An 11,796-nucleotide genomic window follows, 5' to 3' on the forward strand; every position below is an offset into this window, starting at 1 on the left:
GGAATTGCACCTGCCGTTAACGGGATTTCGGCGCGACTCGCTTACATTTTGGGCCGGGTAAGCCTCGGCGGTCGAGGTGTTGTGATGAATGGTGGTGGCGACATGAAGTCTCTTTTTATTAAGCTCAGTGCAATTTTTCTGTTCCTGGCGGGCTGCGGCGAATACGTGCCGCATGACCAGTCCCCGCGCATCCTGGCCATGGGCGATTCGATGATGGCCTGGCACGCGGGCAGCGATCAGGGCATTGCCGACGGCGTCGAGCAGATGCTGCGCGAGCCCGTGATTGACCGCTCCGTCGTCGGCGCGCGCATCATCTATCATCTGCCGATCACCGGGGCGATGGGTCTGAACATCTCCAAGCAATATGTCCCGGGCGACTGGGACTGGGTCATCATCAATGGCGGCGGCAACGATCTCTGGCTGGGCTGTGGCTGCAGCCGCTGTGACAATCGCATGAATCGCATGATCAGCGCCGATGGCCAGCAGGGTGAGATCGCTCGCATGGTGCGCCAGATCCGGCAGGGCGGGGCCCAGGTGATCTATGTCGGGTATCTGCGCAGCCCGGGCTTCGGCTCGATCATCGAACACTGCCGTGACGAGGGCAATGAGCTCGAGACGCGCATCAACCGCATGGCCAAATCGGATCGTGGCGTGCATTTCGTTTCCCTGCAGGATCTGGTGCCTTACGGCGATCGCTCCTTCCACGGCGGCGACCGCATCCATCCCTCCAAGAAGGCCAGCGACGCCATCGCGCGCCGCATCGTGCGGATCATCAACGGCTAGTCCTGGGGAAAGCCCCGTGTCGCTGCAAGGGGTCTGCGAGGCCGGGGGAAGCGCCCTCGCCCCCATCGAGGGGGCTCGGACGCTGCCTGGCGGTGCCCGCCAGGTGACCCGGCTCAGAGGATGATGCCAGAGTCTGTCGTCGCGCCAATTTCAGCGGGCGCGACGGTCGGATTTCGCACTGGGAAGATGCTGTGGCTAAACAGATGGTTCGGATGGGCGCGGCAGGCGGGTCAGCCCCATTTGTGCAAGCGTCAGCCCCACCTCTTCGGTGATAAGGTCCCAGAAGCGGGCCAGCCCCGTCTCGCCACCGGCGGCGATTGCAAATTGCAGCGCGCGCCCGAAGAACACGAAGTCCGCACCCATGTGATAGGCTTTCACCACATCCTCGCCTGAGCGCAGGCCGCTGTCATAGAACAGCGGATAGTCCGGCCCGAGGGCCTCGCGGATGGCGCGTAGCGCGAGAATAGGCGGCGGGGCGGAGTCCAACTGCCGCCCGCCGTGACTGGACACCTGAATGGCGTCCACGCCTTTCGCCTTCAGCCGCTCCGCATCCGCCACATGCGTCACCCCCTTGGCAACAAGGGTACCATCCCATTGATCCCGCAACCGTTTCAGAAAATCCCAATCCGCCGCCGCCCGGCTTTCTGTCCGGTCGAAGGTGAAGCCCTCTTTCTGAAAATTCGCAAGCTCCGGCGCGCCCGCCAGCAGCGTCGTGATCGACCAGCGCGGATGCAGCGCAAAATCCACGAACTGCAGCGGTCCGATCCGAAAGGGCATCTTGAACCCGCGCCGCAACTCGCGCGGGCGTCGCCCGACCTCCGGCACGTCGAGCGTCATCACCAGCGTCTTGTAGCCAGCGGCCTTCGCCCGCTCGACCAGCTTCGCCGTGCCGCTGCCGTCACCGCTGAAGTAAAGCTGGAACCACGCGTGCCCCTCGGCCTCTTCGATGATCCGCTCCATCGCTGTCGAGGCCACGGTCGAGACGCCATGCGGCACCTGATGTTTCGCCGCGATCCGCGCCAGCATCAGGTCCGCGCCCGGCCCCGAGAGATTGCACATCCCCATGGGGCTGATCCCGAAGGGCACCCGCCCCGCATGGCCAAACACCGGCGCGCTCAGATCGCGCTTGGCCACATTGACCAGCACCCGCGGCTGCAGTTCGATGTTCCGCAGAGCGGCGAGGTTGCGCGCCTCCGCCACGCCCTCACCCGCCGCCCCGTCGATATAGTCGAACACCATCCACGGAAGCCGCCGCCGCGCCAGGCGCCGGGCGTCCTCATAGGAATGGATGGCGTCCGCCCCTGCCAAGAGTGTCAGGCCTGCACCGCTTTCATGAAGCGGTCACGGATCACAACAGGGTCCATGGTGATCACCGGCATCTTGGCGTTGCCGCTGTCGCATTTCACGACCATGATCGTCATCTCACCGCTGTCCAGCGCCTCTTGCAGCACCGTCCCGGTGTCCACGTCACGGCATTCGATCACCCGCTCGCAGCCGCAGGCCTCCGCCACCTTCGCCAGCGAGGTCTTCTTGCCGGTATAGGTGGGCTGATCGCCGGTGGAGCCATAGGAGCCGTTGTCGATGATCATCAGGATGTAGTTCTTGGCCACATTGTTCGCGATGGTCGGCAGTGTGCCCATGTTGGTCAGGATCGAGCCGTCACCGTCGATCACCACCACCGGCTTCGGCTGCGCCAGCGCGAGCCCCAGCCCGATGGAGCTTGCCAGCCCCATGGTCCCCAGCATGTAGAAATTGCTGGGCTGGTCGTCGATGGCATGCAGCTCCTGGCTGGGAATGCCGATGTTGCAGACCACAAGCTGGTCACGCAGGATCGGTGCGATCTCTTTCAGAATCTCGGAACGGATCATTGGTCGCCATAGCCTCCCCAGAAGGACGCATCCGTCAGGATCGCCACAGGTTTGTTGCACATGAAAGTGTATTTCAGGATCTCCGGCAGCTCCTCCGCATCCGCTTCGGCGTGAAAGTGGAAGGTCGGGATCAGCAGCTGATTGAGCAGCGCCTTGGTGTGTACCGCCATCTCCACCTGGCACGCCACCGGCTCGCGCAGCTCGCCCCGGTAGGAGATCAGCATCGGCAGCGGCATCCGGTAGAACTGCGTCAGCGTCGCCAGCGTGTTGATCGTGACGCCAATCGCGGTGTTCTGCATGATGATCATCGGCTTCTTGCCGCCCATGAAGGCGCCGGCACAGAGCCCCATCCCCTCATCCTCCTTGTTGGAGGGAATGTGGTAGATCTCGGGGCGCGCCTCGACCTCGTCAATGACACCGGCCAGCTGTTTGCACGGCACCGTCGTGACGAACTCGATGCCCGCGGCAACGACGTCATCCACGATCTTGCTACTGATGGACACCTATGTACTCCTTGTGATGAAGCGCTTATATATGTCAGCGCTTTGTGAGTGATTTCTAACGTATGACATAAACCGAGCAGGGCGCATGACGCACCACGCGTGACGAGGTCGAGCCGAGGAAATAGTCGCTCAGTCCCGGCTTGTGCGAGCCCATGATGATGCAATCCGCACCGATCTTGCCCGCATATTGGGTGATCGCCTGACCGGGCGAGCCGTGCAGCATCACCGGCTCCACATCGGGCGTGTCCGCCACGCGCGCGGCGAGTTTTTCCTTCGCCGCATCGACGGCCTGCCGCATGACATCTTCCGACACGTAGGCGGTCACCGTGCTATTCGGCGTCTCATGCACATGGACCGCATGAATTTCCCCATCATCGCCCTTGAGATGACGCGCCATCGACAGCGCCTCCTGGCTGATCCCGTGATCCAAGGCCAGTGCCACGATAATCTTCTTGTGCATGTCGGTCTTCCTTCTAGAGACGGCCATGAGGCCAGTTGATCGGGTCTCAACTGTCCGATGCACCATGTTCCGGGGTCAATATGATTTTCGGCGCAGCAACCCGACCGGCACGAATGTCCTGAAAGGCGCCGTGCCCGGCTGACAGGGGCCGCTCTTCGACCCAGTCCAGCCGCCCCAACCGCCCGTCGAAGATCGCGGCTGCTGTCGCGGTAAAATCCTCTGCCGTATAGGTATAGGTCCCGATGAAGGTGATCTCCTGCAGCGTCATCCGCCGGATATCGAGCCCGCCTTCCGCCTCGCCCAGACCGATGTGCACGATCACCCCGCCGGGCCGCGCGATGGCACTTGCCGTCGCCCGCGTGCCCGCATAGCCGACCCCGTCGATCACGATATCGGCAGAGCCGTCACCCGGCATCGCCGGCTCGCCCGGCGCGCAGACTTCAAAGCCCGCCACATCCGCCAAACGGGCACGGCGGGTCTCGTTGGGTTCCACAAGCATGATGTCCCGGGCCCCTTGCGCCGCCAGTGACAGGGCAGCGCCCACGCCAATCGCGCCGCCGCCGATCACCACCGCATGCGCCCCGGAGAGATCTCCGCCCAGCACCGCCCGGCCCAGCCGCACCCCGTGCCAGCCGCAGGCGATCGGCTCGGCAAGAGCGGCATGGGCCAGCGGCACGGGGTCCGGCACGGTGATCAGATTGCGCTCCGGCATCACGACGTAATCGGCAAAGGCGCCCTCGCGCGGGGGCATGGAGATGATCTGCCGATCCTCGCAGAGGTTCTCACGCCCGGTGCCGCAGAAAACACAGTTCTGACAGGCCACCAGCGGGTTGATCGTGACCCGCCGCCCGTCCTGCGGCCCGCCGACGACCACACCTGCCGCCTCATGGCCCAGGGTCAGCGGGGCAGGGCGCCGCGCATCATGGCCCAGATAGGCGTGCATGTCGGATCCGCAGATGCCCGACGCCACGATCCGCACCAGGACCTCGCCGGGCCCCGGTTCCGGGCGCGGTCGGTCCAGATACGACAGTTCTTCAACCCCGGTGTAGACAAGCGCTTTCATTTGGCAGTGAACCCCCCGTCCACGAACAGTGTCTGCCCGGTCACATAGTCGGATGCGGGCGCGCAAAAGAACATCAACGGGCCGTCCAGGTCCGACGGCTCCCCATTGCGCCCGATGCAGGTCTGATCCGCGTTGCGCTGCGCCAGCGCGGCATTGGCAAAGACGGGCCCGGTCAGCTCCGTGCGAAAGAACCCCGGCGCCAGCGCGTTTGCGGTGATCCCATCGCCCGACCAGGCCTCGGCCATGGCCCGCGTCATCTGCTCCACCCCGCCCTTGGACGCGCCATAGCTGATCCCGTTGCCAAAGGCCCGGCGCGATTGCAAAGAGGCGAAGTTGATGATCCGGCCCCAGCCCTTCTGCTTCATGCCCGGCACCAGCTTCTGTGCGAGGAAGAACGGCGCTGCGAGGTTGAGGTTCAGCGTCATGTCCCAGCCGTCGTCGGTGACGTCATCCGCGTGTTGGCGCGTGTTGATCCCGGCGGCGTTGATCAGGATGTCCACCGGCCCAAACGGCTTGGTCACCGCCACCGCGATCCCGCGCAGGGCGGTGCGGTCCGCCAGGTCCGCGGCCACCGTCGCTGTCTCGCCCGCCGTTTCCTGTTGCCAGGCCGACAGGTGGTCCGCCCGCCGCGCCACCCCGACAACCTGCGCGCCGGCCTGCGCCAGCAGCCGCGCCGCCTGCCGCCCGAGGCCACTGCTGGCCCCGGTCACACAGGCGATCTTGCCGGAGACGTCGAAGAGCGGTGGCATCCCCCTCAGTCCATCGCCGAGAGGTCGAAGTTCTCGTCCGGGAAGTACTTGCGCAGCCGTGCATCCGCCGTGCGCGCGTGTCCCTCCATGCCCTCCAGACGCGAAATCCGTGCTGTCGCTTCCGCAACGGGGCGCGAGCCTTCACGTGTGGCGCGCTGCCAGGTCACGATCTTCATGTATTTGTGCACCGAGAGCCCGCCGGTGTATTTCGCCGACTGCGATGTGGGCAGCACGTGGTTCGTCCCCGACGCCTTGTCGCCGAAGGCCACGGTGGTCTCTTCGCCGAGGAACAGCGAGCCATAGCATTGCAGCCGCTCCAGCCACCATTCCAGATCCTCCGCCTGCACGGTCAGGTGCTCGGGCGCATAGTCGTCCGACGTGGCCGCCATCTCCTCGCGGTCCGCACAGACAATCACCTCCGCATAGTCGCGCCAGGCCGCGCGTGCATTGTCGCGGTTCAATTCCGGCAGGTCCTCGATCAGCCCCGGCACCAGCTCCATCACCTTCTCCGCCAGCGGGCGGTCGTCCGTGACCAGCCAGACGGGGGAGTTATAGCCGTGCTCGGCCTGGCCCACGAGGTCGGTGGCCACCATGAAGGGATCGGCGGTCTTGTCGGCCAGGATCAGGCTGTCGGTCGGCCCCGCGATCATGTCGATGCCGACGCGCCCAAAGAGGATGCGCTTGGCCTCCGCCACGAACTGGTTGCCGGGCCCGACGAGAATATCCGCCTTGGGCAGTCCAAAGAGCCCGAAGGTCATCGCCGCCACGCCCTGCACCCCGCCCATCGACAGGATCTTGTCCGCGCCACACAAGTTCGCCGCATAGATGATCGCAGGCGCAATGCCTTCGCCCGCGCGCGGCGGTGAACAGGCCACGATGTGCTGGCAGCCGGCCACTTTCGCGGTTGTCACGGTCATGATCGCGCTGGCAATGTGGCTGTAGCGCCCCCCCGGCACGTAGCAGCCCGCGGCCCGGCAGGGGATCGCCTTCTGCCCCGCGATCAGCCCCGGCACCACCTCCAGCTCGACGTCGCTCATGGTCGATTTCTGCACCTCGGCAAAGCGGCGCACATTGTCGTGGGCAAAGGCGATATCGTCCTTCAGTTTCTGCGACACCAACACGGACGCGGCGGCGATCTCCTCCTCCCCGAGGATCACATTGCCCTGATAGTTGTCGAACTTCTGGGCATATTTCAGCGCCGCCGCGTCCCCTCCGGATTCGATGTCGTTCAGGATGCCCTGAACGGTCTCGCGCACATCGCCCGCATCGGTCATCGCGGTCTTTTCAGCTTTCTTGAGATACTCTCGCGCCATGGCAGGGGTCCTATCTGGTGATCCGGAATGAAGCCAAAGCCGGTGATCGCTCAGCCGCCCCTCTCACCCACAGCGCGGCTCATATCCGATCCCCGGATCGGAGCCGGGCGTCTGCACGCCATCGCTCCGTTGATGAGTTATGTAAGCGCTTACATCGAGTCGCGCAAGATAAATCTTTCGGTATTATCTGCAAGCACTTAAGCAAAATTCACGAAAACCGCGGGCCAAGGGCGGCAAAGATGGGTATAGATCACCGAATGAGCAGAGCGAACGCCCCAACCCTCGAAGACGTCGCGCGCCTGGCCGGTGTGTCCACCGCGAGCATATCGCGCGCGCTGAATGATCCGGACAAGGTCGCCAAGCCGACGCGTGACAAGATCGAAAAGGCGATCGACGCCCTTGGCTATACGCCCAATTTCGGCGGGCGGGCGCTGGCGTCGAACCGCACCAACACCGTGGGCGCGATCATCCCCACCATGGCCAATGCGATGTTCGCCAGCGGCGTGCAGGCCTTTCAGGAGGTCCTGTCCGAAGCGGGCGTGAACCTGCTGCTGGCGACCACCGGATACGACCCTGAGCAAGAGCTGCGCCAGATCAAGGCGCTCATCGCCCACGGTGCGGATGGGCTGATGCTGATCGGCGATGCGCGCCCGCAAACCACGCGCGACTTTCTGGACAAACGCCGCATCCCGCATGTGATCTCCTGGTGCTTCCAGCCGGAGGCCTCGCCCGTGCACGTGGGGTTTGACAACCGCGCCGCAGCCTATGCGGCGATGCAGCGTGTGCTGGCGCTGGGCCACCGGCGCATCGCGATGATTTGCGGGGTGCGTGCGGGCAATGACCGCGCCGGCGACCGGCTCGATGGGGTGACCGCCGCGATTGCCGATTTCGGCCAGGGCGCGGAGCTGATACAGGTCACCGAAGCGCGCTACCGGCTGGAGTTCGGCGGCGATGCCTTTGAGGCGATCATGTCGCATACGCCGCGCCCCACGGTGATCATGTGCGGCAATGATGTTCTCGCAGCAGGTGCGTTGAAACGGGCGCGGGAGCTGGGCATCGACGTGCCCGGCACGGTCTCCCTGGTGGGCTTCGACGACATCGGCCTCGCCTCCGTCGTGACCCCGCCGCTGGCCACCGTGCGCGTGCCGCAGATCGAGATGGGGCGGGCCGCCGCGCGCCTGCTGCTCGCCCGGCTCGGCGGGCAGGACGGGGATGGGCCGGTGGAGCTGCACACCGAATTCATGCCGCGCGCGTCGCTTGCGCCGCCTGCGCCAGACAGCCCGTGACCCGCGCGCGGACCTGCTCCGCCGCCCGCTCTTTCACCGGGCCATAGCCACGAATATCGAGGGGGGCCGCCACGACCTCCGCAACCGCTTCCCGCGCCCCGGCCTGCCACAGGGCCGGAACCTGCGCCAAGACACCCTCGAACCAAAGGATCAGATCCCGCTCCAACCTGCGGTCAGCCTGATATCCAAAGGGATCGGCCCAGGTGCCGCGCAGCCCCTTCAGCCGGGCCAGGACCGCAAACACGCCCCCCATCCAGGGGCCAAAGCTGCGCTTCACCGGCCTGCCGCGCGCGTCCTTTCGGCGGGACAGGAGCGGTGGCGCCAGATGATAGCGTGGTCGGATCGGGCCGTCGAACTCCGCGCTCAGTTGCGCGCGAAAGGTCGGATCGCAGTGCAACCGCGCCACCTCATATTCGTCCTTGTAAGCCATCAGCTTGAACAGCGATTTCGCCGCCGTGATCTGCAGATCGTCAGGCAGGTGGGCCAGAGGCGTCAGAGCGTCCTCGAAGCGCGCCGCATATCGGGCGTTCTGATACGCGCTCAGGAAGGCCGCGCGGCGCGCCCGCACCTGCGCCGGTGTCTCCGTGGGGTGGGGGACGGGGGGAGCGCCCGCCTCCCCGTCGAGGGGAGTCGGGCGCTGCCCGGCGGTCCCCGCCAGGCGGTCCGGTTCTGTGGTTCGATCCCGGTGTTCGGGCCTGTGTTCCGGTGTCAGCCGCTCCGGTGCCGCGGCCATCACCCGCCCGCAGGCAAAGGCGCGCGCGTTCTCGTCTGGTTTGATCCCGTTCAACTCCATCGCCCGCAGCAGGGCCTCCAGCCCCACGGGCACCAGCCCGCGCTGCCAAGCAAACCCCAGCAGGATCACATTGGCATAGACCGCATCGCCCATCAGCCGCTCCGCCAGCTCGCCCGCGTCGACAGCATCGACAGCGCCCGCCACCTCGCGGATCGCCGCCTCTCGCGCGTCAATCCGCAGCGCGGCATCCCGGTTCAACACCAGATCGCCCGTCGGCATCTCGGCGCGGTTCAGCACAACCTTCGTGTCGGCGCGGTAGTGGGCAGAGGCCTTGGGCGAGGAGCTGACCACCGCATCGCAGCCGATCACCGCATCCGCTGCACCCGCGTCGATCCGCGGCTGATGCAGCAACGCCGGGTCGTCCGCCAGCCGCACATAGCCGAGCACCGTGCCGAATTTCTGCGCAAACCCGGTGAAGTCCAGCACGCTCGCGCCTTTGCCCTCCAGATGCGCCGCCATGGAAACGAGCGCCCCCACGGTGATGACCCCGGTGCCCCCGACACCCGCGACCAGCAGGTTGTAGGGCTCCTCGAGCCTGGGCAGATCGGGCAGGGGCAGCGTGGCGCTGATCGCGGTGACGTCGATCGGGCTCCGGGGGTCGGTGCGTCGGCGCACCCCCTCCAGCGTGACAAAGCTCGGACAGAACCCGTTGAGGCATGAAAAATCGCTGTTGCAACTGGACTGGTTGATCCGCCGTTTCCGCCCGAACTCCGTCTCCACCGGCTCCACGCTCAGGCAGTTGCTCTCGACCGAACAGTCGCCGCAGCCCTCGCAGACCAGATCGTTGATCACCACGACCCGGTCGGCCTGCGGCAGTTGCCCGCGCTTGCGTTTGCGCCGCTTTTCCGTGGCGCACATCTGCTCGTAGATCAGAACAGAGACGCCCGGAACCGTTCTCAGCTCGCGTTGGAGCTTGTCCATCTCTGATCTCGGATGAAAGCTTGTCCCCTTTGGAAAGTCGCCAGCTTGAAATTTCCCGATATCGTCTGACACGAGGGCAATTCTATCCACACCCTCCGCACGGCAGCTCAGCGCGATCCTCTGCACCGACACCGGGCCGTCCACCGGCTGCCCGCCGGTCATGGCCACAGCGTCGTTGTATAAAATTTTATAGGTGATGTTCGCGCCCGCCGCCACCGCCTGCCGGATCGCCAGCGCGCCCGAATGATACCAGGTGCCTTCGCCGAGGTTCTGGAAGAGATGCTTGCCGCCGTTGAACATCGATTGGGTGATCCACGGCACGCCTTCACCACCCATCTGCGCATAGCCCACCGTCTCGCGGTCCATCCAACTGGCCATCACATGGCAGCCGATCCCGCTCGCCGCCTGCGAGCCTTCGGGCACCTTGGTCGAGGTGTTATGCGGGCAGCCCGAGCAGAAATAAGGCGTGCGGGTCGCTCCTTCGATGCGCAACACCGGCGGCGTCTCCCGCGTCAGCGCCGCGGCCTTCTCGACAAAACTCTCCTCGGGGAAGAAGCGCGCCAGCCGTCCCGCAATCAGGGGCAACAACAGCCGGGGCGAAAGCTCCCCTGTCCAGGGCACAAGCGGAGTCATTTCCTCGTCGTATTTGCCCACCATCCGCTCCGGCTTGCGCCCGGGCCAGTCATAGAAATGCTCCTTGAACTGGCTCTCGATGATGCCGCGTTTCTCCTCGATCACCATGACCTCGCGCTTGCCCGTCACGAAATCGAGCGCCGCGTGATGCGCCAGCGGCCAGACCATGCCCACCTTATAGATGTCGATGCCCAGTGCCCGACAACGGGCTGCGTCCAGTCCAAGCAACCGCAGCGCCTCCATCAGATCGAGATGCCCCTTGCCGGTGGTCACGAATCCGAAGCGCGCCCCCGCAATGCCATAGATTGCATGATCAATCGGGTTTGCCTCGGCAAAGGCCTGCACCGCGTCGAGCTTGGCCCGGATGCGCGTCTCGATGCCCGGCGAGGGCAGATCCGCCACCCGCACATGCAATCCACCGGGCGGGCCGGTAAACTCCGGCTGCCGAAACACCCGGTCCGGCACCATGTCGACCGACTGCCCGCTTTCCACCGTCTCCGAGATCGCCTTGAACCCGACCCAGGTGCCCGAGAACCGCGACAGTGCGAACCCGTATTCCCCAAACGCCTGATATTCCGCCACGCTTGCCGGGTTCAGCGTCGGCATGAACCAGGCCATGAAGGCCACGTCCGACTGGTGCGGCATCGACGACGAGACACATCCATGGTCGTCCCCCGCCACCACCAGCACACCACCCTTCGGCGCCGAGCCATAGGCATTGCCGTGCTTCAACGCATCGCCGGAGCGGTCCACGCCAGGCCCCTTGCCGTACCACATGGAAAACACGCCCTCGACCTCACACGCGGGATCGAGGCTCGCCTGCTGCGCACCGAGCACCGCGGTCGCCCCAAGGTCCTCGTTCACTGCGGGCAGAAACCGGATGCCTTGCTGATCCAGAAGATCACCGGTGCGCCACATCTCCTGATCGACACCACCGAGTGGCGAGCCCCGATAACCCGAGACCAGCCCCGCCGTGGTCAGCCCCGCCGCCCGATCCCGCCGCGCCTGGTCCAGCATGATCCGCACCAGCGCCTGCGTCCCGGTCAGAAACACGCGCCCTGACGTCCTGGTGTACCGGTCGTGCAACGCATAGCTGTGATCAATCCGCGGGTGCTGGCTCATCGGGCTCCTCCGGCTGGCTGTGCAGCGGAGTGTAAGGTATGCTTATGAGAATTGCTGCGAAATCACGGGCAATCCTCAAAGATCTGACCAAAAAATCTCAGCAAGGCAATATATCGCGGAAAACCTTGCCATCGAAATTCACGTCTGCCGCGCCACGATCCCTTGACAACAGCGCCGCACGGTTTTCTCTGGACGCATCATATTTCGATGAGGAGAGCCCCCATGATGAAAACCCGCGCAGCGGTTGCGGTTGCTGCTGGTCAGCCGCTTGAGGTGATGGAGGTGATGCTTGAGGGGCCGCG

General features: G+C 65.1%; 11 protein-coding genes. 2 read left to right on the forward strand and 9 right to left on the reverse strand.

Translation table 11 applies throughout. From position 1 onward, the window contains the following. Window positions 1-102 precede the first annotated feature (102 nt). Complete coding sequence (locus tag Q1A71_RS20835) at window positions 103-783, forward strand: SGNH/GDSL hydrolase family protein (RefSeq protein WP_299681288.1); 681 nt, start codon at window positions 103-105, stop codon at window positions 781-783. Window positions 784-978: 195 nt separating this feature from the next. Here Q1A71_RS20835 and Q1A71_RS20840 read toward each other — a convergent pair whose 3' ends face one another. The 7 genes from Q1A71_RS20840 to hisD are packed head-to-tail and all read right to left on the reverse strand — an operon-like array spanning window position 979 to window position 6,739. Continuing rightward, the gene (locus Q1A71_RS20840; RefSeq protein ID WP_299681291.1) at window positions 979-2,091 is read right to left on the reverse strand and encodes an alpha-hydroxy acid oxidase; all 1,113 of its coding nucleotides are present in this window, start codon (window positions 2,089-2,091) and stop codon (window positions 979-981) included. 5 nt (window positions 2,092-2,096) lie between these two features. After that, on the reverse strand, window positions 2,097-2,651 hold the full coding sequence (gene comE / locus Q1A71_RS20845) for a sulfopyruvate decarboxylase subunit beta (protein WP_299681294.1): 555 nt from the start codon (window positions 2,649-2,651) through the stop codon (window positions 2,097-2,099). After that, the gene (comD, locus tag Q1A71_RS20850) at window positions 2,648-3,154 is read right to left on the reverse strand and encodes a sulfopyruvate decarboxylase subunit alpha (RefSeq protein ID WP_299681297.1); all 507 of its coding nucleotides are present in this window, start codon (window positions 3,152-3,154) and stop codon (window positions 2,648-2,650) included. The genes comE and comD overlap by 4 nt, the downstream gene beginning before the upstream one ends. 55 nt (window positions 3,155-3,209) lie before the next feature. Beyond that, window positions 3,210-3,614 (reverse strand): universal stress protein, encoded by a 405-nt coding sequence (locus Q1A71_RS20855; RefSeq protein WP_299681300.1) that lies wholly within the window; start codon window positions 3,612-3,614, stop codon window positions 3,210-3,212. 46 nt (window positions 3,615-3,660) lie between these two features. Further along, window positions 3,661-4,677 carry an alcohol dehydrogenase catalytic domain-containing protein gene (locus Q1A71_RS20860; protein WP_299681303.1) on the reverse strand — a complete coding sequence of 339 codons (1,017 nt, stop codon included), beginning with the start codon at window positions 4,675-4,677 and terminating at the stop codon, window positions 3,661-3,663. Continuing rightward, complete coding sequence (locus tag Q1A71_RS20865; RefSeq protein ID WP_299681305.1) at window positions 4,674-5,426, reverse strand: SDR family oxidoreductase; 753 nt, start codon at window positions 5,424-5,426, stop codon at window positions 4,674-4,676. The genes Q1A71_RS20860 and Q1A71_RS20865 overlap by 4 nt, the downstream gene beginning before the upstream one ends. 5 nt (window positions 5,427-5,431) lie before the next feature. Next, on the reverse strand, window positions 5,432-6,739 hold the full coding sequence (gene hisD, locus Q1A71_RS20870) for a histidinol dehydrogenase (protein WP_299681307.1): 1,308 nt from the start codon (window positions 6,737-6,739) through the stop codon (window positions 5,432-5,434). A gap of 257 nt (window positions 6,740-6,996) precedes the next feature. Here hisD and Q1A71_RS20875 point away from each other — a divergent pair, with 257 nt between their 5' ends. Then, window positions 6,997-8,025, forward strand: coding sequence for a LacI family DNA-binding transcriptional regulator (locus Q1A71_RS20875; RefSeq protein ID WP_299681309.1), 1,029 nt, complete (start codon window positions 6,997-6,999; stop codon window positions 8,023-8,025). Here Q1A71_RS20875 and Q1A71_RS20880 read toward each other — a convergent pair. Further along, entirely contained in the window at window positions 7,979-11,494 is a 3,516-nt protein-coding gene (locus Q1A71_RS20880) for an indolepyruvate ferredoxin oxidoreductase family protein (protein ID WP_299681311.1), read from the reverse strand. The genes Q1A71_RS20875 and Q1A71_RS20880 overlap by 47 nt on opposite strands. A gap of 97 nt (window positions 11,495-11,591) precedes the next feature. After that, on the reverse strand, window positions 11,592-11,796 hold a 205-nt coding region (locus Q1A71_RS20885), incomplete at its 5' end, for a hypothetical protein (RefSeq protein ID WP_299681318.1).

The organism is uncultured Roseobacter sp. (genome assembly GCF_947493125.1).
Taxonomy (GTDB): Bacteria; Pseudomonadota; Alphaproteobacteria; order Rhodobacterales; family Rhodobacteraceae; genus Roseobacter.